Genomic DNA, 25222 nt, shown 5'->3' on the forward strand with positions numbered 1-25222 from the left:
TTGTTTGCATTTAAACGTCAAGCTCGGACATTTCCTGAAACGAGCAGACAGTTGAGGATAGTCATGAAGTTTTTGTGCGCGGGCGCCGATCTCGCCGAGGCCGGCAGCCGTGGGTTCGACATCCACGGCAACAAACTGTTTGCCGTGCGCCGCAATGGTAAGGCCTATGTTTATCTCAACCGTTGCCCGCATCGTGGCGTCGGCCTGGAATGGCACCCCGACCAGTTTCTCGACCCGAGCAACAGCCTGATCCAGTGCGCCACCCACGGCGCACTGTTCCTGATCGAGGATGGCGAATGCGTCGCCGGGCCCTGCGCCGGGCAATCCCTGACCGCCATCCCCTGCCGCGAAGACGCAGAAGGGGTGTGGATTGATGTTTAACCGTTGAGCAACACGTCCAGCCGCCGGTCGATCACCATCTCTTCGTGGTTCAAGCGCACGCCGTAGGCCAGCACTTCAACTCCGCATGCCACCGCCTCGCGCAGGGCATCGGCGTACGCCGCATCGATTTCCTCGGCCGGACGCACTGCGTCAATCCCGCTGAGATTGACGCAATACAGCTGCACCGCCCGAATGCCGTCACGGGCCAGATGCGCCAGTTCACGCAGATGCTTGGCGCCGCGCTGGGTCACCGCATCGGGAAACGCCGCGACATTCGTTCCGTCGAATCCCAGCGTGACACTTTTCACTTCCACGTAGGCCGGACCGCTCGGGTACTCGAGACGGAAATCGATACGGCTCTTTTCCTGGCCGTACGCCACTTCACGTTTAAGCGCCGTAAAGCCGCTCAACTCGTTGATGACTCCCGCCTGCAGCGCCTCTTCCACCAGTGCGTTGGCACGGCCGGTGTTCACGCAAAACAGCCGGCCCTGCGGGGTTTCGCCAATTTCCCAGGTGCCAGGCAGCTTGCGTTTCGGGTCGTTGGAGCGACTGAACCACACCTGTCCGCCCTCAACCTGGCAGTTGAGCATCGAACCGGTGTTCGGGCAGTGAAGGGTCAACAGCTCGCCATTGACCGTTTCAACATCAGCCAGAAAACGTTTATAGCGGCGAATCAGCCGCGCCTCTTCCAGAGCCGGATAAAAACGCATCAGCCTTGCCAGCTCTTCAAACCGCGAGCGATGCGTTCCACCGCTTCCTGTAAGCGAGGGAGGTTTTGCGTGTAGGCAAAACGCACATGATGGCCCGCTTGATAACGACCGAAATCCAGCCCCGGGGTAAAGGCGACGTGCTCGGTTTCGAGGAAATGCCGGCAGAACGCGAAGGCATCGCCGCCGAACTGGCTGATATCGGCATACAAGTAGAACGCACCTTCAGGTTCGACGGCGATATTGAAACCCAACTCGCGCAACGCCGGCAGGAGGAAGTCGCGACGGCGGCCAAATTCGGCGCGGCGCTCTTCGAGAATGCTGATGGTGTCCGGCTCGAAACAGGCCAGTGCGGCGTGCTGCGCCATGCTCGGCGCGCTGATATAGAGATTCTGCGCGAGTTTTTCCAGCTCACTGACGGCCGCATCCGGCGCCACCAGCCAGCCGAGACGCCAACCGGTCATGCCGAAATATTTGGAGAAGCTGTTGAGGACAAAGGCGCTGTCATCGACTTCCAGCACGCTGGCGGCATCAGTGCCGTAAGTCAGGCCATGATAAATCTCGTCCACCACCAGATGGCCGTGCCGCGCCTTGATGGCTGTGGATAATCCGGCCAGTTCGTCGCGGGTCAGGAGGGTGCCGGTCGGGTTGGCAGGCGAAGCCACCAACGCACCAACGCTGTCGTGATCCCAATGCCGCGCCACCAGATCCGGGGTCAGTTGATAGCGCACCTCCGGCCCGACCGGAACCAGTTGTGCCGCGCCTTCAACCAGACGCAGGAAGTGCCGGTTGCACGGGTAGCCCGGATCCGCCAGCAGCCAGTGTTTGCCCGGATCGACCAGCAAGGCGCTGGCCAGCAACAGGGCGCCGGAACCACCGGGGGTGATCAGGATCCTTCGCGGATCAATGTTCAAGCCGTAGCGCGATTGATAAAACCCGGAGATCGCTTCGCGCAATTCAGGAATGCCCCGCGCTGCGGTGTAGCGAGTCTTGCCCGCCGTCAGCGCCGCTTGCCCGGCGCGGATGATCGGTTCGGCTGTGGTGAAGTCCGGCTCGCCGATTTCCAGGTGGATCACATCGTGACCTTCGGCCTGCAGTTCATTGGCCCGCGCCAGCAGCGCCATCACATGGAACGGTTCGATCGCACGACTGCGCGCACTGTAGGGCTGAGCCATTGGTTTTCCTTCGACGGGGAAAAAGAGACGATTCTACCTGTCTGCCGGAACGAGCGAGAACCCGTCGCGGTCACAGCCTCAAGAACGCTGGACTGTAACGATATGCGCGTACGCTCCAGGATTGACTAAAATCAGAGATTGATCAGGCCTCCATCACTGTCAGACATGACTTGCCAAACTTCTGCAAGCGCCGCCCGCCGGGGCCTCGACATCCGGGAGTAGCGCAGGCCGAATTGATCTGGTAAGTTCGCCCGCTTGCAGCCGCAGGGCCGGCAGGTGTCGGTGATGGAGCAATCCTGCGCAATGGATTACAAGAGTAGAGGCGGTCCATTTCATGCCCACCCAAGCAAAGCAACAGGCAAGTCAGACACTCAGCGGTTTCGAACCCTACGTCCCGAAAGCGGGCGAAGAGTACATGGGCGCTCCAATGCGCGCGCACTTCACCAAGATCCTGACCAAGTGGAAACTGGACTTGATGCAGGAAGTCGACCGCACTGTTGATCACATGAAAGACGAAGCGGCCAACTTTCCTGATCCGGCCGACCGTGCCAGTCAGGAAGAAGAGTTCGCCCTCGAGCTGCGCGCCCGCGACCGCGAGCGCAAACTGATCAAGAAGATCGACAAGACCCTGCAACTGATCGAAGACGAAGAGTACGGCTGGTGCGACTCTTGCGGGATCGAGATCGGCGTCAAGCGTCTTGAAGCCCGTCCGACTGCCGACATGTGCGTCGACTGCAAGAACCTGGCGGAAATCAAGGAAAAGCAGGTCGGCAAGTAATCTCGACCCGAACGAAAAACGGAGCGTGCGAACGCTCCGTTTTTGTTTCTGCCTTTTGCCCTTGTGGGAGCAAGCCTGCTCGCGAAAGCGGTGTGTCATTCAACATTTAATCGTCTGACATCAAGCTTTCGCGAGCAGGCTCGCTCCCACCCGTTGACCTGCGTATCGCCTGAAAAGTAGCTTCGTTTCCATGACAGCCAAAATCTCCCCCGCCTACATCGGCCGCTTCGCCCCCACCCCCAGTGGCCACCTGCACTTCGGCTCACTGGTGGCTGCCCTCGCCTCTTACCTCGACGCGCGTGCAGTCAGTGGGCGTTGGCTGGTGCGCATGGAAGATCTCGATCCGCCCCGCGAAGAACCGGGCGCGCAGGCGGCGATTCTCAAGGCGCTGGAAAGTTACGGCTTCGAGTGGGACGGCGAGATGGTGCGCCAGAGTGACCGCCACGCCGCCTACGCCGAAGTGCTCGACAGCCTGTTCAATCACGGCCTCGCCTACGCCTGCATCTGCTCGCGCAAGCAGCTGGAGCCGTATCACGGGATTTATCCGGGCTTGTGCCGCAATGCCGGTCATGGACAGCAAGATGCGGCGATCCGCCTGCGCGTGCCGGAACTGGAATACCACTTTATCGATCGGGTGCAGGGCGAGTTCCGGCAGCATCTGGGGCGCGACGTGGGAGATTTCGTAATCCGCCGCCGCGACGGTCCCTACGCCTACCAACTGGCGGTGGTGCTGGATGACGCCTGGCAAGGCATCACCGACATCGTGCGCGGTGCCGACCTGCTCGACTCCACGCCACGCCAGCTCTACCTGCAAGAACTGCTGGGCCTGCGTCAGCCGCGCTATCTGCACCTGCCACTGATTACGCAGCCGGACGGCAACAAGCTCGGCAAATCCTACCGTTCGCCGCCGCTTGAGGCCGATCAGGCCACGCCGCTGCTGTTGCGAGCCCTGCGTGCGCTGGGGCAAAACCCCGGTGCCGAACTGGCCCATGCCACCCCCGAGGAATTGCTCAAATGGGGCGCAGCCCACTGGGATGCATCGAAGATCCCGCGCACACTGACGTTGCCCGAGGCGCAACTGCAATGACGACACTTGCAGTGGCGCGCCCATCCGTTACCATCGCCGCACGTTTTCGGGCACGCGTATAAAAAAGAGAGGCCGGGATGTACATCTATCGCTTGGTCCTGCTTCTGGTCGTGGGAATCTATCTGTTTTCGCCAGCCATCATGGATTGGTGGATCGACGCCACGGGCGCCTGGTATCGGCCGTATCTGCTGTGGTTGATCCTGATTGTCGTGACCTTCATCCTGCAGAGCCAAAAAGATGCCGATGAGCTTTAGCCTGACCCAGATGATCCTGATCAGCGCCGCGTACCTGGCGGTGCTGTTCGGCGTTGCCTGGATCAGCGAACGGGGCATGATCCCGCGGGCGATCATTCGCCACCCGCTGACCTACACCCTGTCGCTGGGGGTCTACGCCAGTGCCTGGGCGTTTTATGGCACGGTGGGGCTGGCCTATCAGTATGGCTACGGCTTTCTGTCCAGTTACCTCGGGGTGTCTGGTGCGTTTCTGCTCGCACCGGTGCTGCTGTATCCGATCCTGAAAATCACCCGCACCTATCAATTGTCGTCGCTGGCCGATCTGTTCGCGTTCCGCTTTCGCAGCACCTGGGCCGGCGCGCTGACCACGATCTTCATGCTGATCGGCGTATTGCCGCTGCTGGCGTTGCAGATTCAGGCGGTGGCCGATTCCATCGGCATTCTTACCGGTGAGCCGATCCAGAGCCGCGTCGCGCTGGCGTTCTGTGCGCTGATCATTCTGTTCACGATTTTCTTCGGTTCCCGGCATATCGCCACTCGCGAGAAACACGAAGGGCTGGTGTTCGCGATTGCCTTCGAATCGGTGATCAAACTGATCGCCCTCGGCGGCGTCGGTCTATATGCGCTGTACGGCGTGTTCGATGGCCCGCAACAACTCGAACTGTGGCTGCTGCAAAACCAGACCGCCCTCGCCGCCCTGCACACGCCGCTGCAGGAAGGACCATGGCGCACGCTGTTACTGGTGTTTTTCGCCTCGGCGATCGTGATGCCGCACATGTATCACATGACCTTTACCGAGAACCTCAATCCGCGCTCGCTGGTCAGCGCCAGCTGGGGCCTGCCGCTGTTCCTGTTGCTGATGAGCCTGGCGGTGCCGTTGATCCTGTGGGCCGGCCTGAAGCTCGGCGCCACCACCGACCCGGAATATTTCACCCTCGGCATCGGCATCGCCGCCAACAGCAAACCGCTGGCCTTGCTGGCGTACGTCGGCGGGCTATCGGCCGCCAGTGGCCTGATCATCGTCACCACCCTGGCCCTGTCGGGCATGGCGCTGAACCACCTGGTGCTGCCGCTCTATCAGCCGCCGGCCGAAGGCAACATCTATCGCTGGCTGAAGTGGACGCGTCGGGCGCTGATCGTCGCGATCATCATGGCCGGTTTCTGCTTCTACCTGATGCTCGGCGCCGGGCAGGATCTGGCCAACCTCGGCATCGTCGCTTTCGTCGCTACGCTGCAGTTCCTGCCCGGCGTGCTTTCGGTGCTGTACTGGCCGACCGCCAACCGGCGCGGCTTTATCGCCGGCCTGCTGGCGGGGATTGTGGTGTGGGTGGTGACCATGCTGTTGCCACTGGTCGGCAATCTGCAGGGTTTCTACATTCCCCTGCTGAACATGATTTACGTGCTGGACGACACCAGTTGGCACATGGCGGCGATCGCCTCGCTGGCAGCCAACGTATTGATGTTCACCCTGATCTCGCTGTTCACCAACGCCAGCCCCGAAGAAGCCAGCGCCGCCGAAGCCTGCGCGGTGGATAACGTGCGTCGTCCGCAACGCCGCGAACTGCATGCTGCTTCGCCCCAGGAGTTCGCCACGCAACTGGCCAAACCGCTGGGCGCCAAGGCGGCGCAGAAAGAAGTCGAGCAGGCCCTGCGCGACCTCTATCTGCCGTTCGACGAGCGCCGTCCTTATGCCTTGCGCCGCTTGCGCGACCGCATCGAAGCCAACCTCTCCGGCCTGATGGGCCCGAGCGTGGCGCAGGACATGGTCGAAACCTTCCTGCCGTACAAGGCCGGCGGCGAAAACTATGTGACCGAAGACATCCACTTCATCGAAAGCCGCCTCGAGGATTACCACTCGCGCCTCACCGGACTGGCCGCCGAACTCGACGCCCTGCGCCGCTACCACCGCCAGACCTTGCAGGAGTTGCCGATGGGCGTCTGCTCGCTGGCCAAGGATCAAGAGATCCTGATGTGGAACAAGGCCATGGAAGAACTCACCGGCATCGCTGCGCAACGGGTGGTCGGTTCACGCCTGAGCACCATCGCCGATCCGTGGAAGCCATTGCTGCAAGGCTTCATCAACCTGCCCGACGAGCACTTGCACAAGCAGCACCTGGCTCTCGACGGCCAGACCCGCTGGCTCAATCTGCACAAAGCGGCGATCGACGAACCGTTGGCGCCGGGCAACAGTGGTCTGGTGCTGTTGGTGGAAGACCTGACCGAAACGCAGATGCTCGAAGACAAACTGGTGCACTCCGAGCGCCTGGCGAGCATCGGTCGCCTGGCGGCGGGTGTGGCCCATGAAATCGGCAACCCGATCACCGGCATCGCCTGTCTGGCGCAGAACCTGCGCGAAGAGCGCGAAGAAGACGGCGAACTGACGGAAATCAGCGGGCAGATCCTCGAGCAGACCAAGCGCGTGTCGCGCATCGTGCAGTCGCTGATGAGCTTTGCCCACGCCGGCAGCCATCAGCACAGCGACGAGCCGGTTTGTCTGGCCGAAGTCGCGCAGGACGCCATCGGTCTGCTGGCGCTGAACCGGCGCAACTTCGAAGTGCAGTTCTACAACCTGTGCGATCCGGATCACTGGGTCGAAGGCGATCCGCAGCGGCTCGCCCAAGTGCTGATCAATCTGCTCTCCAACGCCCGTGATGCCTCGCCTGCGGGCAGCGCCGTGCGGGTCAAGAGTGAAGCCGGCGAACACACGGTCGATCTGATCGTCGAAGACGAAGGCAGTGGTATTCCGCAGAACATCATGGACCGATTGTTCGAACCTTTCTTCACCACCAAGGACCCGGGTGAAGGTACCGGTCTGGGCCTTGCACTGGTCTATTCCATCGTTGAAGAGCATTATGGACAAATCACCATCGACAGCCCGGCTGATGTACAGAGCCAGCGCGGCACCCGAATCCGGGTGACCTTACCGCGTCATGTCGAAGCGACGTCCGCTGTGAACTGAGACCGTCGAGAGTATCGAATCAATGCCGCACATTTTGATCGTCGAAGACGAAACCATTATCCGCTCCGCCTTGCGCCGCCTGCTGGAACGCAACCAGTACCAGGTCAGCGAAGCCGGTTCAGTGCAGGAAGCACAAGAACGCTTCAGTATTCCCACATTCGATCTGATCGTCAGCGACCTGCGCCTGCCTGGCGCCCCCGGCACCGAGCTGATCAAGCTCGGCCAGGGCAAACCGGTGCTGATCATGACCAGCTACGCCAGCCTGCGCTCGGCGGTCGACTCGATGAAGATGGGCGCGGTGGACTACATCGCCAAACCTTTCGATCACGATGAAATGCTTCAGGCGGTTGCGCGGATCCTGCGTGATCACCAGTCGGCGCCTGCCGCCGGCGAAGCGCTTGCCGGCAAACCGAGCAGTGGCAGCGGTAAATCGTCTGTCGACAACAGCAACGGCGAGATCGGCATCATCGGCTCGTGCCCGCCGATGCAGGACCTGTACAGCAAGATCCGCAAAGTCGCGCCGACCGATTCCAATGTCCTGATCCAGGGCGAGTCCGGCACCGGTAAAGAACTGGTGGCCCGCGCCCTGCACAACCTGTCCAAGCGTGCCAAGGCACCGATGATTTCGGTGAACTGCGCGGCCATCCCGGAAAGCCTGATCGAGTCCGAACTGTTCGGCCACGAAAAAGGTGCGTTCACTGGCGCCAGCGCCGGGCGCGCCGGTCTGGTGGAAGCGGCGGATGGCGGCACGCTGTTCCTCGACGAGATCGGCGAACTGCCGCTGGAAGCCCAGGCTCGTCTGCTGCGTGTGCTGCAGGAAGGCGAGATTCGCCGCGTGGGTTCGGTGCAGTCGCAAAAGGTCGATGTGCGTTTGATCGCCGCGACCCACCGTGACCTCAAGAGCCTGGCGAAAATCGGCCAGTTCCGTGAAGACCTGTATTACCGCCTGCACGTGATTGCCCTGAAATTGCCGGCATTGCGCGAACGTGGCGCCGACGTCAACGAAATCGCTACGGCGTTCCTCGCCCGACAAAGTGCGCGCATCAACCGTACCGACCTGAAATTTGCCGCCGACGCCGAACAGGCCATCCGGCATTATTCCTGGCCGGGTAACGTGCGAGAGCTGGAGAACGCGGTAGAGCGCGCGGTGATTCTGAGCGAAAGCCCGGAAATCTCTGCCGACCTACTGGGCATCGACATCGAGCTGAGCGATCTGGAAGACGACGAGTTCATCGGCTTGCCCGCGCAAACCGCGGGTAACACCAGCAACAGCAGCCATGAGCCGACCGAAGACCTGTCGCTGGAAGACTACTTCCAGCACTTCGTTCTTGAGCATCAGGATCACATGACCGAGACCGAGCTGGCGCGCAAACTGGGCGTCAGCCGCAAGTGCCTGTGGGAACGCCGTCAGCGCCTGGGCATTCCACGGCGCAAGACCGGGGTCACCAGCGAGAGCTGAACGTTACTTGTAGAGTGTGCGGGTAACGCTTGAAGACGTGAAAAAACTGTTACCTCAGCTTTTTCACGTAACAGAAGCCGGGGTTATCGGTAACGAAACCCCGGCTTTTTTTCGCCCCGAGAAAACCGTTATATCGACCTAACCCCTTGTTTTATTGGGCTTCGCAAAAGTTGGCACGGCACCTGCTATATGTTTGGTACAAGAACAATAACAAGCAATGCACAAGACAATAAAAATAAGACGAATCGACTCACGCACAATAAAAACAAGACGGCGAGAGGCGCAGCTAACTGATTCTTTTGGAGAGGCGTTGTATTTGGGGCTAGCCCCACGACCAGGCCGAGAACAACAAAAACTGTCCTAAGACAGAGCCTGTACTGGTTGGATCGCAAGATCACTGCAACACAGCGACCAAAGCAATCCGTTTGCTCTTGGCTCCCGATTGGGAGGGTCATGAAGGAAAAGCTTCATGACGAGGGCACTCAACAAAAACAAGAAGCCCGAATCAATAATAAAAAGAGCACGCAACTACTTCTTGGGGAGCTTCGGCTCCCCTTGTAGTTTCTGTCTTTCGGCAAAAACCTCCGTTTCGACCCTGCCCGATGCCTGTAGCCTGCGGCTTGCAGCGCAAATCTGCTGCGTCCTACACCATCCCCCGACTAAATGCTAGAATCTGCGCCCATCATGCGGTCATTCTTTGGTATGGCCGAACATTCCTTCAAACAGTGCATCCCATGCTGAAGAAGCTGTTCCAGTCATTCCGAACACCCGTGCGTCGTACGCAACACATCCGCAGCACTCCTGAAGTGCTCAACAGCGGCCAACATTCGCTGCAAAAGGGGCAATTCAGCCGCTATGCGGTGAATATCGTCGAACGCTTGCAGGGCGCCGGTTACCAGGCCTATCTGGTCGGCGGTTGCGTGCGTGACATGCTCCTGGGCATCACGCCCAAGGATTTCGACGTCGCCACCAGCGCTACCCCCGAGCAAGTCCGGGCCGAATTCCGCAATGCGCGGATCATCGGTCGCCGCTTCAAACTGGTGCACATTCATTTCGGTCGCGAAATCATCGAAGTCGCGACCTTCCGCGCCAATCACCCGGTCAATGAAGACGACGAGGACAGCAACCAGTCTTCGCGCAACGAGAGCGGGCGGATTCTGCGCGACAACGTCTACGGCACCCTGGAAGAAGACGCGCAACGCCGCGACTTCACCATCAACGCTTTGTATTACGATCCGGTCAGTGAGCGCATTCTCGATTACGCCAACGGCGTGCACGACATCCGTAATCACCTGATCCGGTTGATCGGCGATCCAAAGCAGCGTTACCAGGAAGATCCGGTGCGCATGCTGCGGGCCGTGCGTTTCGCCGCCAAGTTGAATTTCGGCATCGAGAAGCACACCGTGCAGCCGATCCGTGACCTGGCGCCGATGCTGCGCGAGATCCCGTCCGCTCGCCTGTTCGAGGAAGTTCTCAAGCTGTTCCTCTCCGGCCACGGCGCGATCACCTTCGAGATGCTGGTCGATCTGCAACTGTTTGCCCCGCTGTTCCCGGCCAGTGCCGACGCACTGGAATACAACCCGGAATACACCCACACGTTGATCAGCGAAGCGTTGACCAACACCGACCTGCGCATAAAACAGAACAAGCCGGTAACTCCGGCGTTCCTGTTTGCCGCCCTGCTGTGGCCTGCCCTGCCGGCCCGCGTATTGCGCCTGCAAGAGCGTGGCATGCCGCCGATTCCGGCCATGCAGGAAGCCGCGCATGAGCTGATCGCCGAACAATGTCAGCGCATCGCCATTCCAAAGCGCTTCACCATGCCGATCCGCGAAATCTGGGACATGCAGGAACGTCTGCCACGCCGCAGCGGCAAACGCGCCGACCTGCTGCTGGACAATCCACGTTTCCGCGCCGGTTACGACTTCCTGCTGCTGCGTGAAAGCGCTGGCGAGGAAACCGACGGTCTGGGCGAATGGTGGACGGATTATCAGGACGCCAACGACAGCGAACGTCGCGACATGATCCGCGATCTCAGCGGCAAAGGTGATGACGCCAGCGGTGCGCCACGCAAACGTCGCCGCAGCAGTGGCTCCAAGCGCAAGCGCGCCGGGGCTTCCAGCTCGACGGGCGAATAAGGCATGGAACGCATCTACATCGGTCTGGGCAGCAACCTCGCTGACCCGGCCGAACAATTGCGCAGCGCGCTCAATGCGCTGGGGCAATTGCCGCAGACTTCCCTTGCTGGTGTTTCGGCGTTCTATCAGAGCGATTCACTGCTGCCGGGGCAACCGCGTTACACCAACGCGGTCGCTGCCCTCGACAGTGATCTCGCGCCGCTCGACCTGCTTGATGCCCTGCAAACCATCGAAAACGATCAAGGTCGGGAGCGCCTGGAGCGCTGGGGGCCGCGTACGCTGGATCTGGATATCCTGTTGTTCGGTGATCGCCTGATCGACGAGCCGCGCCTGAAAGTCCCGCACTACCAGATTCAGGAGCGTGCGTTCGTGCTCTATCCTCTGGCCGAACTGGCCCCCAAGGATCTGCGCCTGGCCGATGGCCGCACATTGGCTGACCTGCTCGCCGCCTGCCCGTTCGTCGGCCTCGAACGCCTCTCCCACGCCTGACGCAAATCTCCCCCTGTGGATGGGGCCTCTGTGGCGAGGGGATTCATCCCCGATCGGCTGCGCAGCAGTCGCAAAACCGGCTAATACGGTGTGACTGATTAATGCGTACTACCATTTAAGGGCCGCTTCGCAGCCCATCGGGGATAAATCCCCTCGCCACAAAAGCGATGTTCCGTGTTCGTTTTTTGTCGGACAAAAAACCTCCCGATCAGCCCCGCCGTGCCGCTGAATCGCATCAGTAACGCCGGTAACACTCCCCTCGTAACAATGCGGTAACACACGTAATTGACTTCCTAGGTTCTCCTCACGACTATAGGCGTCCCGCTGCCGCCAACCCGGCACATACGGGCGCAATCCAGGCCTTATAAGCACGACAAAAGACCGTGCGCCTGAGTAGACGAAGAATCACGCGCGTTACTCGCAGTAGTTTCCAGAGCGCCTGAACGAGGATTTTTTACATGCCAGCCATCACCCTGACCACGCTCCAGAGCCTCAAGCAGAAAGGTGAAAAGATCACCATGCTGACCTGCTATGACGCGACCTTCGCCCACGCCTGCAACGAGGCCGGTGTCGAAGTGCTGCTGGTGGGCGACTCCCTCGGCATGGTTCTGCAAGGGCACGACAGCACCTTGCCGGTGACCATCGCAGAAATGGCCTATCACACCGCTTGCGTCAAACACGGCAACACCGACGCCCTGATCCTGGCTGACCTGCCGTTCATGGCCAACGCCACGATCGAGCAAACTTTGACCAACAGCGCCACACTGATGCAGGCCGGCGCGCACATGATCAAGGTTGAAGGTGCATTGTGGCTGGCGGAGTCAATCCGTCTGCTGGCCGAGCGCGGTGTACCGGTCTGCGCACACATGGGCCTGACCCCACAGGCGGTGAACATTCTTGGCGGCTATAAAGTGCAGGGCCGCAACGAGAACCAGGCGCGGCAGATGCGTGCCGATGCGATCTCGCTGGAACAGGCTGGGGCCGCCATGCTGCTGCTCGAATGCGTGCCGAGCGAACTGGCGGCGGAAATCAGCCAGGCCGTGAAGATTCCGGTCATCGGGATTGGCGCCGGTAGCGATACCGACGGGCAGGTACTGGTACTGCACGACATGCTCGGCCTGTCGATCACGGGTCGCGTACCGAAATTCGTCAAAAACTTCATGCAGGGTCAGGACAGCATCCAGTCCGCCCTGAAGGCCTACGTCAACGAAGTCAAAGGCGTTACTTTCCCTGGCCTCGAACACGGATTCTCTGCATGAACACTGTCAAAACCGTACGCGAACTGCGTGCCGCCGTGGCCCGCGCCCGCAGTGAAGGCAAGCGCATCGGCTTCGTGCCGACCATGGGCAACCTGCACAGCGGTCACATTGCGTTGATCACCAAAGCCACTCAGCGCGTGGATTTCGTGGTCGCAAGCATTTTCGTCAACCCGCTGCAGTTCGGCGCCGGCGAAGACCTCGACAAGTACCCGCGCACCCTGGCGGCGGATCAGGAAAAGCTGCTGCAAGCAGGCTGCCATTTGCTGTTCGCCCCGACCGTCGAAGAGATGTACCCCGACGGCATGGCCGGGCAGACCCGGGTCAGCGTGCCGCAACTGTCTGAAGGTCTGTGCGGCGCCAGCCGTCCGGGGCACTTCGAAGGTGTGGCGACCGTGGTCAGCAAGCTGTTCAACATGGTGCAGCCGGACTTGGCGATCTTCGGTCAGAAGGACTTCCAGCAACTGGCGGTGATCCGCGCGCTGGTGCATGACCTGAACATGCCGATCCAGATCATCGGCGAACCGACCGTGCGTGCCGCCGACGGTCTGGCGCTGTCGTCGCGCAACGGCTTCCTCAGCGAAGATCAACGTGCGGTGGCCCCGGTGGTTTATCGGACCCTGAGCGCAATCGCCGAGTCGATCAAGCAAGGCGAGCGCGACTATCCGGCGCTGGTCGCCGCTCAGGTGCAACAGCTGGAGGCCGCCGGCCTGCGCCCGGACTATCTGGAAATCCGCCACGCCCTGACCTTGCGTCCGGCAACGGCTGAAGACCGCGATCTGGTGATTCTGGTAGCCGCGTTCCTCGGCACCACGCGGTTGATCGACAACTTGCATCTGAATCTCGATAGCCCAGCTTAAAAAACAGCGCAATACCCCTGTGGGAGCGAGCCTGCTCGCGAATGCGATCTGTCAGTTGACAACGATGTCGACTGTTCCGACGCTTTCGCGAGCAGGCTCGCTCCCACATTGGTTTCTGGTGTCCACACAGACCATATTGCCGCCCCCAAAGCCTTCGGGCACACTGCCCGCCGTTTGCATCCAACCCGGGAAATCCCTCATGCACGCCATCATGCTCAAGGCCAAGCTGCACCGCGCCGAAGTCACTCATGCGGTACTCGATTACGAAGGTTCCTGCGCCATTGATGGCGAGTGGCTGGACTTGTCCGGCATCCGTGAATACGAGCAGATCCAGATTTACAACGTCGACAATGGCGAGCGCTTCACCACCTACGCGATTCGTGGCGAAGAAGGTTCGCGGATGATTTCGGTGAACGGCGCAGCCGCGCATAAAGCCAAAGTCGGCGACCGCGTGATCATTTGCGCCTACGCCCATTACAGCGAAGCGGAACTGGTCAATTTCAAACCGCGCATGCTGTACATGGCGCCGGGCAATGAGCTGAGCCACACCAGCAACGCGATTCCGGTTCAGCTCGCCTGAGCCGCTTCGACGCGCCACTCCCCTTCCGTTGGTCGGCCCGTTCCCGGTTTTGATGTTAAAAAAGTACAGGGAACAGGTCAGAAGAAGTCAAGACAGATCGCAGCGCGAGGTTTACTGTATTCGCCCTGCGTTGAAAAATCGTGTCGACGCATTTGACCCTCGCCCAACCAGGGCGTATCGGTCTGTTCTGTGTTCAAAAGGCCGTTCAAGTAAAAAGGAAAACCGCAGCGATGGCGTACTACCGCACTCCTCATGACGTTACCGCTCTGCCTGCCTGGCAGGCGTTGAAAGATCACCGCCAAGCCATGCAGGATTTCAGCATGCGCGAGGCCTTCAACGCCGATCCGCAGCGCTTTAATCAATTCACGCTCAGCAGCTGCGGCCTGTTTCTCGATTATTCGAAGAACCTGATCAACGCCGAGACCCGCAACCTGCTGGTGGGCCTGGCCAATGAAGTCGATCTGAAAGGCGCGATCAAAGCGCTGTTCGACGGCGAAATCGTCAACGCCTCCGAAGGCCGCCCGGCGCTGCATACCGCCCTGCGCCGACCAGTGGGCGACAAGCTGTCGGTCAATGGCGTCAACGTGATGCCGGAAGTGCACAAGGTGCTGAACCAGATCACCGATCTGGTTGGCCGCATCCACGACGGTCTGTGGCGTGGTTACACCGAGAAGCCGATCACTGACGTGGTCAACATCGGCATCGGTGGCTCGTTCCTCGGCCCTGAGCTGGTTTCCGAAGCGTTGCTGTCCTATGCGCAGAAAGGTGTGCGCTGCCATTACCTGGCGAACATCGACGGCAGTGAGTTCCACGAGCTGACGCAGAAGCTGCGCGCCGAAACCACGCTGTTCATCGTTTCGTCGAAATCCTTCAACACCCTCGAGACCCTGAAAAACGCTCAGGCCGCCCGCGCCTGGTATCTGGCGCAGGGCGGCTCGGAAGCCGAGCTGTATCGCCACTTCATCGCGGTATCGAGCAACAACGCGGCGGCCGTCGCGTTCGGCATCCGCGAAGAAAACATCTTCCCGATGTGGGACTGGGTCGGCGGTCGTTACTCGCTGTGGTCGGCCATCGGTCTGCCGATTGCCCTGGCCATCGGCATGTCCAATTTCAAGGAGCTGCTGTCCGGTGCCTTCACCATGGACCAGCATTTCCAGAGCGCACCGTTCGAACAGAACATGCCGGTGCTGCTGGCCTTGCTCGGCGTGTGGTACGGCAACTTCTGGGGCGCGCAAAGCCACGCGATCCTGCCGTACGACCACTACCTGCGCAACATCACCAAGCACTTGCAACAGTTGGACATGGAATCCAACGGCAAGAGCGTGCGTCAGGACGGCACCTCGGTGTCGACCGATACCGGCCCGGTGATCTGGGGCGGCGTCGGCTGTAACGGTCAACACGCGTACCACCAGTTGCTGCACCAGGGCACCCAACTGATCCCGGCCGACTTCATCGTGCCGATCGTCAGCTTCAACCCGGTCTCCGATCACCATCAGTGGCTGTACGCCAACTGCCTGTCGCAGAGCCAGGCGCTGATGCTCGGCAAAACCCTGTCGGAAGCCGAGGCCGAACTGCGCGAAAAAGGCATGAGCGAAGAGCAAGTGCGCAAACTCGCGCCGCACAAGGTGATTCCGGGCAACCGCCCGAGCAACACCCTTGTGGTCGAGCGCATCAGTCCGCGTCGTCTTGGCGCGCTGGTCGCCATGTACGAGCACAAAGTGTTCGTGCAGAGCGTGGTCTGGGGCATCAACGCCTTCGACCAGTGGGGCGTGGAACTGGGCAAGGAATTGGGCAAAGGCGTTTACAACCGTCTGGTCGGCAGCGATGAAACCGTTGCTGACGATGCTTCCACCCAAGGCCTGATCAACTACTTCCGCGGTCGTCACCGCGGGTGATATGTATGGGGCTGCCCACAAATCCTGTGGGCAAGCCATTTCCAATGTGGGAGCGAGCCTGCTCGCGAATTCGGTGTGTCATTCAGCATCTTTGTGACTGATACAGCGCATTCGCGAGCAGGCTCGCTCCCACAGTTGTTTCAGGGATGACTTGAACCTCCAGGCCGCTCGGCGCATCTTTATTCCTGTCGCACAACAAGAATAAGGAACCGTCATGTTCGATATCAGCACGTTCCCCAAAGCCGATGCCGTCCGCCGGGCTGCGCAGTTGAGTCAGGACGACTACAAGCGCCTGTACCGCGAATCGATTGAACACCCCAGCACCTTCTGGGCCGAACAGGCCACGCGCTTCCTCGACTGGAGCACACCGTGGCAGACCGTTCAGCGCTACGACCTGAAAACCGGTGAAGCGGCCTGGTTTGCCGGCGGCCAACTGAACGTCAGCTACAACTGCATCGACCGCCACCTCGCACAGCGCGGCGAGCAGACCGCGATTCTCTGGGAAGGCGACGACCCTGCCGAATCGGCGCAGATCACTTACAAAAAACTCCACCACCACGTCTGCCGCCTGGCCAACGTCCTGAAAAGCCGTGGCGTGAAAAAAGGCGACCGGGTGTGCATCTACATGCCGATGATCCCCGAGGCGGCCTACGCGATGCTCGCCTGCGCGCGGATCGGCGCGATTCACTCGGTGGTGTTCGGTGGCTTCTCCCCGGACTCCTTGCGCGACCGTATCCTCGACGCCGACTGCCGCACGGTGATCACCGCCGATGAAGGCGTGCGCGGCGGCAAATTCGTACCGCTCAAGCAAAACGTCGACAAGGCCCTGCGCAGTTGCCCGGACGTCAGCACCGTGGTCGTGGTCGAACGCACTCAAGGCAAGGTCGATTGGGTCGAGGGCCGTGACCTCTGGTATCACCAGGCCGTGCGTGACGTCAGCGACGACTGCCCGCCGGAGCCGATGGACGCCGAAGATCCGCTGTTCATCCTCTACACCTCCGGCAGCACCGGCAAACCCAAGGGCGTGCTGCACACCACCGGCGGCTACCTGCTGCAAGCGGCGATGACCTTCAAGTACGTGCTCGATTACCGAGAGGGCGAAGTGTTCTGGTGTACCGCCGACGTCGGCTGGGTCACCGGCCACAGTTATATCGTCTACGGTCCGCTGGCCAATGGCGCGACCACGCTGATTTTCGAAGGCGTGCCGAGTTATCCGAGCACTTCGCGCTTCTGGCAGGTGATCGACAAACACCACGTCAACATCTTCTACACCGCGCCGACCGCCCTGCGCGCGCTGATGCGCGAAGGTGCCGGGCCATTGCAGGAAACGTCGCGCCAAAGCCTCAGACTGCTCGGCAGTGTCGGTGAGCCGATCAACCCGGAAGCGTGGGAATGGTACTTCAACGTGGTCGGCGAACAGCGCTGCCCGATTGTCGATACCTGGTGGCAGACCGAAACCGGCGGCATCATGCTCAGCCCGCTGGTCAGTGCCCAGCGGATCAAACCGGGTTGCGCCACGCAGCCGATGTTCGGCGTGCAACCGGTGTTGCTCGACGAGCACGGCAAGGAAATCAAAGGCGCCGGCAGCGGCGTGCTGGCGATCAAGTCGAGTTGGCCGGCGCAGATCCGCAGCGTCTACCGCGACCCGCAACGGATGGTCGACACCTATTTCAAACCCTACCCCGGCTATTACTTCACCGGTGACGGCGCACGCCGCGACGAGGACGGCGATTACTGGATCACCGGGCGCATCGATGACGTGATCAACGTCTCCGGCCACCGCATCGGCACCGCCGAAGTCGAAAGCGCGCTGGTGCTGCACGACAGCATCGCCGAAGCGGCCGTGGTCGGTTACCCGCACGACGTCAAAGGCCAGGGCATCTATGCCTTCGTCACGCCCATGAACGGCGTCGAGCCAAGCGATGAGCTGAAGAAAGAGTTGCTCGCCCACGTCAGCAAGGAAATCGGCAGCTTCGCCAAACCGGACCTGATCCAGTGGGCGCCGGCCTTGCCGAAAACCCGCTCGGGCAAGATCATGCGGCGCATCTTGCGCAAGATCGCCTGCAACGAACTCGACAGCCTCGGTGACACCTCGACCCTGGCCGATCCGAGCGTGGTGCAAGGTTTGATCGACAAGCGCCTCAATCAGTAACATCCGTGGCGCGGTCACCCGGCCGCGCCCGTTCATCATCTATGAGTTGTCATGGAATTCATCCGCAGCCGTATCGAAAACCAACTCATGAGCCTGACCGGGCTGTCCCTCGGTCAGCTCGATCTGGAAAACCCCAAGGGCGATCCCGGGCTGTTCGGGCCGGACTCGATCAGTTGGCAAGTGCACGGCGATTTCAGCAGCATGCTGATCGGCGGCATTAGCGCGTTGTTGCTGCAAGCCCTGCATCCGCTGGCGCTGGCCGGGGTCTGGGATCATTCGAATTTTCGTCAGGACATGCTCGGGCGTTTGCGCCGCACCAGTCAATTTGTTTCCGGCACCACCTTCGGCTCGCGCCGCGACGCCGAATGGCTGATCGACAAAGTGCGCACCATTCACCTGCAAGTGGTCGGTATCGCGCCGGACGGCCGACCGTATGCGGCCAGCGATCCGGACCTGCTGACCTGGGTGCACGTAGCCGAGGTCAGCCATTTTCTTGCCGCGCACCTGCGTTACCGCAACCCGCAATTGTCGGGGGCGGATCAGGATCGCTACTACGCAGAAATCGCCGTGGTCGCCGAGCGCCTGGGTGCGCGGGAGGTGCCGAAATCGCGACAGGCCGTGGCCAATTATCTGCAACGCCTGCGCCCGCAACTGCTCTGTGATGAGCGCAGCCGCGAAGTCCTGCGCCTGCTGCTCGACGCCCCGGCCCCAAGCGTGCTGGCCCGACCTTTTGGCGACCTGATGATGAAGGCTGGCATCGATCTGCTGCCGGACTGGGCCAGCGCCATGTTCGGCATACGGCAGAATCCGCTGCAACGCCAGCTGATCCGCGCCAGCGTCAAGCGCAGCGCACCGATGCTGCGCTGGGCGATGCGCAATGGTTCGGTGCAGCGAGCCAAACGACGGATGGGTCTGTTGACCTGAAAGCTTCGCGAGCAGGCTCGCTCCCACAGCAGATTTGATTTGCAGCATAGATCCTGTGTGGGAGCGGCCTGCTCGCGAAGGGCACAACTCGATTGCCCGCCAAGCTGCTAAACTCCCGCGCCCCCATTCTCACCAGCAAGGCGCACGCATGTCTTCCTTGAATCAGGCGCTGCGCGCCGCCCTCGATAAACGCCAGGATCTGCTCGCTGAGCTGCACAACCAGGGTACCGATTGCTATCGGCTGTTCCACGGCAGCCAGGAAGGCGCCGGCGGCCTGACGGTGGACCGCTATGGTCCGCAACTGCTGGTGCAGAGCTTTCACCAGACGCTGGAGCGTGACGACCTGCTGCAACTGCACGCCATGGTCAACCAGACCTTGGGCTTCGAAACCCTGCTGGTCTACAACGACCGCTCCCGGGGCAACTCGCGGATCGATCGTGAAGACAGTGTCTACAAAGCCGACGAGGCCGCGCTGGTGGATCTGGTCGGTCATGAGTGGGGCCTGAACTATCGCGTGCGCGGGCGGCATGCCGGCCAGGATCCGCTGCTGTTCCTCGACCTGCGCAACACTCGCGGCTGGGTCAAGGATCACGCCAAGGGTAAAAGCGTGCTCAACCTCTTTGCCTACACCTGTGGCGTCGGCCTGAGTGCCGCTGCCGGTGGTGCGCGTGAGGTGTGCAATCTGGATTTCGCCGAAGGCAATCTGGCGGTCGGCCGTGAGAACGGCCTGCTCAACCCGCAATTGCCCGAGATGCAATTTATCCAGTCCGATTATTTCCCGGCGATCCGTCAGCTCGCCGGGCTGCCGATCAGCCAGCGGCGCGGGCAGAAACTGCCGAGCTATCAGCGCCTCGAACAGCGCCAATACGATCTGGTGCTGCTCGATCCTCCGGCCTGGGCCAAGAGCGCATTCGGCACCGTCGACCTGCTGCGCGACTATCAAAGCCTGCTCAAACCGGCGCTGCTGACCACCGCCGACAACGGCGTGCTGATCTGCTGCAACAACCTGGCGAAAGTCAGCATGGACGACTGGCGTGAACAGGTGCTGCGTTGTGCCGAGAAGGCCGGGCGACCGGTCCGCGACTGGAGCGTGATGACCCCGGGCGCCGACTTCCCGTCGCTGGATCAACAGCCACCGCTGAAGACCCTGATCCTGCAGCTGTAACCCCCCTGCGGGACTGGCAACCATCCAATGTGGGAGCGAGCTTGCTCGCGAAGGCGGCGCGTCAGTCAGCATATTTCTCGACTGATCCGCAGCCTTCGCGAGCAAGCTCGCTCCCACAGTGTGTTGGTCCTACAGAAGAATCTGAACAATCCTGCCCCCCACGATGTACTTCGGAACCAGAATCGCGTGCCATACTCCAAGGCACTCCGATTCAGACAGATGAAGCCGCACATGCCCAAAGGATTGATTCGCGCGATTGGCGCCTTGTTGACTGCTCTGGCCCTCTACAGCCTGCTGGGGTTTCTGATTTTGCCGGGCATTGCCCTGCGCATTGCCAACCAGCAACTGGCGAACTACGCCACGGTGCCTGCGCACATCCAGCGCATCGAGCTCAATCCGTTCAGCCTTGAAGTCACCCTGTGGGGCCTGGTCGTCGGTGAGCCGGGCAAGGAGCAGGTCGGCTTCGAGCGGCTGTACGCCAACCTGCAACTCGACAGCCTGTGGACCAAAGCACTGCATCTGGCCGATATCGAGCTGGACAAGCCCAAGACTGAAATTCTCTTCGCCAAGGACGGCCAGCTCAATCTGCTCGGTCTGTTCAAGATTCCCGCCGGCGAGCCGACCCCGACCGACCCGAATGCCAAACCGTTCCCGCTGCGCATCGACCGCATTCAGTTGGCCGGCGGCAACGTGCATTTCGAGGACGCGCGGCCGAGCGAGCCCATCGAGTTCCTTTACGACAAACTCGACTTCGAACTGAAAAACCTCAGCACCCTGCCCGAAGACAATGCCGACATGACCCTGGTGGCTGCCGGCCCGGCCGGTGGGCAGATCGACTGGAAGGGCAACTTCAGCCTGATCCCGTTCACCTCTGAAGGCACCTTGAAAGTCACCGACGGCAAGATGAAATCCTTCTGGCCCTATGTGCGTGACGCGCTGCCGCTGGTGCTCGAAGACGGTGTGATCAACCTCAGCACCGAGTACAAACTGAATCTGTCGAAACAAACCGAACTGCTGCTGAACAACGTCGCGGTGAATATCGCGCCGTTCGCAATCAAGGCGCCGGACGGACGTCCGCTGGCCAGACTCGAACGCCTCGATGTCAGCGAAACCTCGCTGGACCTGGCCAAACAGCAAGTGGTGGTCGGCAAGATCCGCAGCAACAAACTGGAAACCTGGGCCGCGCTCGAGGCCGACGGCCAGCTCGACTGGCAGAAACTGTTCGCCAGTCAGCCGTCAAAACCTGCCGCCAAGGCCGCCGCCGAACCCAAGTCCACTCCGGCCGCCGCCGACTCGCCGAAAGAACCGGCAGCGCCGAGCAAGCCCTGGCAGGTGCTGCTCAAGGATGTGCAGTTGCGCAACTACACCGTGCATCTCGCCGACCGTTCGGCCAACCCGCCGGTGGCGCTGGATGTGACGCCGCTGAATATCGACCTGCAGGATTTCGACAGCCTCAACGGTTCGCCTTTCAAGGTCAGGCTCGACAGCGGTCTGGGCAAACAAGGCAAGATCAACGCCGACGGCGTGGTCAACCTCGCACCGGTTACCGCCCAGCTCAACGTGAAGACCCAGGACATCGACCTGCGTGTCGCGCAGTCCTACATCAATCCGTTCATTCGCCTGGAACTGCGCAGCGGCATGCTCGGCAGTGACCTCAAGGTCAACCTCAAGAGCACCGAGCCACTGGCACTCAGCGTTACCGGGCGCGCGCAGATCGATCAACTGCACACCCTCGACACCCTGAAAACCCGCGACTTCCTCAAATGGCAGCAAGTGGTGGTTGAAGGCATCAACTATCAACACGGTGACAGTGTGTCGATCGACAAGGTCAACCTGTTCCAGCCGTACGTGCGGTTCATGATCAACGATGACCGCACCACCAACATTGATGATTTGCTGATCCCGCAACCTGCCGATTCCGGGGCGAAAACGGCAGCGGCCAAACCCGCCAATCACTCGAAACCGCTGGGCATTCACATTGGCGGTATCGCGATCAATGACGGCTCGGCCAACTTCGCCGACTTCAGCCTGACCCCGAACTTCGCCACGGCAATCCAGCAACTCAACGGCCAGATCGGCACCATCGACAGCCGTCAGGCGAAACCGGCCAGCGTCGACGTCAAGGGCAAGGTCGACCGCTATGCGCCGGTGACCATCAAAGGTGCGGTCAATCCGTTCGACCCGATGGCCAGCCTCGATATCGCTACCAGTTTCAAACGCGTCGAACTGACCACGCTCACCCCGTATTCCGGCAAATTCGCCGGCTACCGCATCCGCAAGGGCCGGCTCAATCTCGACCTGCACTACCTGATCACCAAGGGCCAGTTGAAGGCTGAAAACAAAGTGGTGGTCGAGCAGCTGCAACTCGGCGAGAAAGTCGACAGCCCGGATGCCGTGAGCCTGCCGTTGAAACTGGCGATTGCCCTGCTCAAGGACGTCGATGGCAAGATTTCCATCGAACTGCCGGTCACCGGCGACCTCAACAACCCGCAATTCAGCGTAATGCCGATTGTCTGGCAGACCCTGCGCAATCTGATCGTCAAAGCGGCTGCCGCGCCGTTCAAGCTGATTGGCGGACTGGTCAGTGGCGGCGGCTCTGAAGACCTCGGCACCGTGTCCTTTGCACCCGGGTCGAGCGATCTGAGCAAAGACGCCGAATCAGCGCTGGACAAACTGTCCCAGGCGCTCAAGGAACGTCCGGCCCTGCGCCTGGAGATCGAAGGTACCGCCGCGCAAAGCAGCGACGGGCCGCTGCTGGCCGAACAGCGTCTGGAACGCGAATACCAGTACAACTACTACAAGATGCTCCAGCGCCGTGGCGACAAGGTGCCGGCCCAGGCTTCCCTGCTGCAAGTGCCGGAAAGCGAGAAAGGCCCGTTGCTCGAAGGCATCTACCGCACGCGTCTGAAAACCCAGCCGCCGGCCGAATGGAAGGATCTGGGCAAGGAAGAACGCACGGCGAAAATGCGTGACGGCGTGATCAAGTTCTGGAGTTCCAGCGATGTCCTCCTGCGCCAGTTGGGACAGGAACGCGCCAGCAGCATCAAGGACTATCTCGTCGACAAAGGCCAGTTGGCGGACGACCGTGTGTACTTCATCGATGCCAATCTGGGCGAGGCCGAGAGCGATGGCCGGGTCGTGACGCAAATGCACCTGGACGCCGAATGATGAACCGCAAATGGCGGGTGGCTTTGACGCTGCTGCTCGCCGCCAGCCCTGCGCTGGCCTCCGACACGCTGCGTTGTGGCAGCCAACTGGTCAGTCTCGGCGACCGTGCCAGCGAAGTGCTGCAGAAATGCGGCGAACCGGTCAGCCGCGATGTCCTCGGCTACAAGCGCAGCGCCAACCGGCGTGAAGAATTTCAGGTCGAGGAATGGACCTACGGCCCGAGCAACGGCATGTATCAATACCTGCGCTTTGAAGGCAATCGCCTGCGGCAGATCAACAGCAAGCGCGGTAACTGAAAGATCAAAAGATCGCAGCCTCCGACACCGCCCACAGGGAAATGCATTCCACTGTAGACGCTGCCGGAGGCTGCGATCTTTTGCTTCTACCCAATAGAACGGGCCCCGACACAAGTGCCGGGGCCCGTAATGGTCACATCCGTGTGACCGTTCGCATGAACTCTAAAGTTGCGGCAGACGTATTGCTCGGCCCGTCTGTCGCGTCTTCTCCCGGTCCAGGCGAGAAGTCATGCCTTACTCGGCTTTCAGGCCGTCAGCGGAGACCGCTTTGACACCTTTGATTTTCTTGGTGATGTTCACAGCGGTGGTTTTCTGAGCTTCGGTGACAGCGACGTCAGAAGACAGGGAAACCACACCTTTGTTGGTTTCGACTTTGATGTCGGTACCAGGAATGCCTTTTTCGGTTACCAGGTCGCTTTTGACTTTGGTAGTGATCCAGGTATCGGAAGTAGCTTCTTTAGCCTTGGTCATTTCACCAGCAGCCAGAGTCATTGGAGCCTGAGTAGCCTGGGTGGATTGTGCAAAGGCACCGGAAGCCATGGTCAGGGTCAGCGCGGTAGCAGCAGCGGCAGTGATAGCGAACTTCTTCATACGAGTAACTCCTGTTTTTCTGGAAAGTCTGCTGGTTGTCTTGTCAGCAGGGTTACTGGGTATATTGCGAACGCTGTGCCAACTTTTCAAAAGACAATAAATCGTTATAAATCAATAAGTTATGAATTAGATAAATTTTCGAAATCATGCAATTTGCATGACGCGTGCATTATCGACATGCAAGTTGCGGTTTTTTGGAAAGTTCCTAAATGGCTGAAATTATTGAAGCTTTTTTTACTGCTCTGGAAATGAAAATGCCCCGAAGATCGGGGCATTTGCCATTCAGGCCCTCGCATCAAGTGCCGCTGGCAGTGCAACCTTTTGGCGAGTAGTCAGGGTTGACGGTGGTTGCGCAGGTCCACACGCCAGAGGTGCTGCCCGTTGCAGCGCCGGAACGGGTGAGCGTGATTGTCTTGCCCAATACCGGACCCGGTGCGTTCACCAGTGTGCAAGTGATGGTGCCGGCACCGGTCGAGGCCGTCCCGGAGGCCGCCAGTGTGCAGTTCGACGTGGTCGCGGAAGCGCCGCCCGCCACCAGTGTCAGCGTCGGATCCGTACCTTGATTGATGGTGTCTTCAAACGGCACTTTGAGCGCGCTGATTTCTGCCAGACCTGCTGTCACTTTCGAACGGGCCTGGTATTTGGAGTATTGCGGCAAGGCGATGGTCGCCAGAATGCCGATGATCGCCACCACGATCAGCAGCTCGATCAGAGTGAAACCTTTTTGGTTGTTCATAGACAGGCTCTCCATGCATGAGTCGGAATCTCATGATCTGCCAAGAGCCCAGCACAGGCCATGCCAACCGCCTGCAGACCCCGTGCGCTGGGCATAAACGCGCGATATCGCGCTTTCCTACAACCTGTAACCGCACTATCTGACACTTTTTGTCACCTGCACCGGGGGTGTTTGGCGCTGTCACTTGACTAGGCTA

Annotated in this window: 21 protein-coding genes; 17 read left to right on the forward strand and 4 right to left on the reverse strand. The window is 60.5% G+C overall.

Going from position 1 to position 25222, the window contains the following annotated elements; genetic code table 11:
• Positions 1 to 63: 63 nt before the first annotated feature.
• Positions 64 to 381 (forward strand): Rieske (2Fe-2S) protein, encoded by a 318-nt coding sequence (locus HXW87_RS27685; protein WP_047296587.1) that lies wholly within the window; start codon positions 64 to 66, stop codon positions 379 to 381.
• Here HXW87_RS27685 and sfsA read toward each other — a convergent pair.
• Both sfsA and HXW87_RS27695 read right to left on the reverse strand, forming a co-directional pair.
• Positions 378 to 1091 (reverse strand): DNA/RNA nuclease SfsA, encoded by a 714-nt coding sequence (gene sfsA, locus HXW87_RS27690; RefSeq protein WP_131671603.1) that lies wholly within the window; start codon positions 1089 to 1091, stop codon positions 378 to 380. The genes HXW87_RS27685 and sfsA overlap by 4 nt on opposite strands.
• A complete protein-coding gene (locus HXW87_RS27695) occupies positions 1091 to 2263 on the reverse strand; it encodes a pyridoxal phosphate-dependent aminotransferase (protein ID WP_121187213.1) in 1173 nt (390 codons plus the stop codon). Before HXW87_RS27695 ends, sfsA begins: the two co-directional genes overlap by 1 nt.
• Positions 2264 to 2597: 334 nt before the next feature.
• Here HXW87_RS27695 and dksA point away from each other — a divergent pair, with 334 nt between their 5' ends.
• The 16 genes from dksA to HXW87_RS27775 all read left to right on the forward strand — a co-directional run bounded on the left by dksA (position 2598) and on the right by HXW87_RS27775 (position 23699).
• The gene (dksA, locus tag HXW87_RS27700; RefSeq protein ID WP_007959616.1) at positions 2598 to 3041 is read left to right on the forward strand and encodes an RNA polymerase-binding protein DksA; all 444 of its coding nucleotides are present in this window, start codon (positions 2598 to 2600) and stop codon (positions 3039 to 3041) included.
• A gap of 202 nt (positions 3042 to 3243) precedes the next feature.
• The gene (gene gluQRS / locus HXW87_RS27705; RefSeq protein ID WP_239779191.1) at positions 3244 to 4128 is read left to right on the forward strand and encodes a tRNA glutamyl-Q(34) synthetase GluQRS; all 885 of its coding nucleotides are present in this window, start codon (positions 3244 to 3246) and stop codon (positions 4126 to 4128) included.
• A 77-nt stretch (positions 4129 to 4205) separates the two neighbouring features.
• A complete protein-coding gene (locus tag HXW87_RS27710) occupies positions 4206 to 4382 on the forward strand; it encodes a hypothetical protein (RefSeq protein WP_003176118.1) in 177 nt (58 codons plus the stop codon).
• Positions 4366 to 7320 carry a sensor histidine kinase gene (locus tag HXW87_RS27715; RefSeq protein WP_161794896.1) on the forward strand — a complete coding sequence of 985 codons (2955 nt, stop codon included), beginning with the start codon at positions 4366 to 4368 and terminating at the stop codon, positions 7318 to 7320. Before HXW87_RS27710 ends, HXW87_RS27715 begins: the two co-directional genes overlap by 17 nt.
• Before the next feature lie 22 nt (positions 7321 to 7342).
• Complete coding sequence (locus tag HXW87_RS27720; RefSeq protein ID WP_095668305.1) at positions 7343 to 8779, forward strand: sigma-54 dependent transcriptional regulator; 1437 nt, start codon at positions 7343 to 7345, stop codon at positions 8777 to 8779.
• A 734-nt stretch (positions 8780 to 9513) separates the two neighbouring features.
• The gene (locus HXW87_RS27725) at positions 9514 to 10914 is read left to right on the forward strand and encodes a polynucleotide adenylyltransferase PcnB (RefSeq protein ID WP_041065404.1); all 1401 of its coding nucleotides are present in this window, start codon (positions 9514 to 9516) and stop codon (positions 10912 to 10914) included.
• A 3-nt stretch (positions 10915 to 10917) separates the two neighbouring features.
• Entirely contained in the window at positions 10918 to 11403 is a 486-nt protein-coding gene (gene folK, locus HXW87_RS27730; protein ID WP_047296601.1) for a 2-amino-4-hydroxy-6-hydroxymethyldihydropteridine diphosphokinase, read from the forward strand.
• Between the two features lie 458 nt (positions 11404 to 11861).
• On the forward strand, positions 11862 to 12662 hold the full coding sequence (gene panB / locus HXW87_RS27735) for a 3-methyl-2-oxobutanoate hydroxymethyltransferase (protein WP_239778149.1): 801 nt from the start codon (positions 11862 to 11864) through the stop codon (positions 12660 to 12662).
• Positions 12659 to 13519: a pantoate--beta-alanine ligase gene (panC, locus tag HXW87_RS27740; protein ID WP_047296603.1), complete on the forward strand. Its 861-nt coding sequence runs from the start codon at positions 12659 to 12661 to the stop codon at positions 13517 to 13519. The genes panB and panC overlap by 4 nt, the downstream gene beginning before the upstream one ends.
• A gap of 199 nt (positions 13520 to 13718) precedes the next feature.
• A complete protein-coding gene (gene panD, locus HXW87_RS27745) occupies positions 13719 to 14099 on the forward strand; it encodes an aspartate 1-decarboxylase (protein ID WP_003205654.1) in 381 nt (126 codons plus the stop codon).
• A gap of 230 nt (positions 14100 to 14329) precedes the next feature.
• Entirely contained in the window at positions 14330 to 15994 is a 1665-nt protein-coding gene (gene pgi, locus HXW87_RS27750) for a glucose-6-phosphate isomerase (protein ID WP_239778151.1), read from the forward strand.
• A gap of 214 nt (positions 15995 to 16208) precedes the next feature.
• A complete protein-coding gene (acs, locus tag HXW87_RS27755) occupies positions 16209 to 18146 on the forward strand; it encodes an acetate--CoA ligase (protein ID WP_182402513.1) in 1938 nt (645 codons plus the stop codon).
• Between the two features lie 51 nt (positions 18147 to 18197).
• The gene (locus HXW87_RS27760) at positions 18198 to 19070 is read left to right on the forward strand and encodes an oxygenase MpaB family protein (protein ID WP_239778152.1); all 873 of its coding nucleotides are present in this window, start codon (positions 18198 to 18200) and stop codon (positions 19068 to 19070) included.
• Between the two features lie 148 nt (positions 19071 to 19218).
• On the forward strand, positions 19219 to 20235 hold the full coding sequence (locus HXW87_RS27765) for a class I SAM-dependent methyltransferase (protein ID WP_239778154.1): 1017 nt from the start codon (positions 19219 to 19221) through the stop codon (positions 20233 to 20235).
• Between the two features lie 219 nt (positions 20236 to 20454).
• On the forward strand, positions 20455 to 23403 hold the full coding sequence (locus HXW87_RS27770) for a DUF748 domain-containing protein (RefSeq protein ID WP_239778155.1): 2949 nt from the start codon (positions 20455 to 20457) through the stop codon (positions 23401 to 23403).
• Positions 23403 to 23699 carry a DUF2845 domain-containing protein gene (locus tag HXW87_RS27775; protein ID WP_041065375.1) on the forward strand — a complete coding sequence of 99 codons (297 nt, stop codon included), beginning with the start codon at positions 23403 to 23405 and terminating at the stop codon, positions 23697 to 23699. The genes HXW87_RS27770 and HXW87_RS27775 overlap by 1 nt, the downstream gene beginning before the upstream one ends.
• A gap of 234 nt (positions 23700 to 23933) precedes the next feature.
• On the opposite strand, the gene HXW87_RS27780 is transcribed toward HXW87_RS27775, so the two are convergent.
• Both HXW87_RS27780 and HXW87_RS27785 read right to left on the reverse strand, forming a co-directional pair.
• Positions 23934 to 24290, reverse strand: a complete 357-nt coding sequence (locus tag HXW87_RS27780; protein WP_007963876.1) for a BON domain-containing protein — start codon at positions 24288 to 24290, stop codon at positions 23934 to 23936.
• Between the two features lie 295 nt (positions 24291 to 24585).
• Positions 24586 to 25026, reverse strand: coding sequence for a pilin (locus HXW87_RS27785; RefSeq protein WP_041065372.1), 441 nt, complete (start codon positions 25024 to 25026; stop codon positions 24586 to 24588).
• Positions 25027 to 25222: the final 196 nt, after the last annotated feature.

Origin of the sequence: Pseudomonas sp. Y5-11 (assembly GCF_022368695.1) — a bacterium.
Taxonomy (GTDB): Bacteria; Pseudomonadota; Gammaproteobacteria; order Pseudomonadales; family Pseudomonadaceae; genus Aquipseudomonas; species Aquipseudomonas parakoreensis.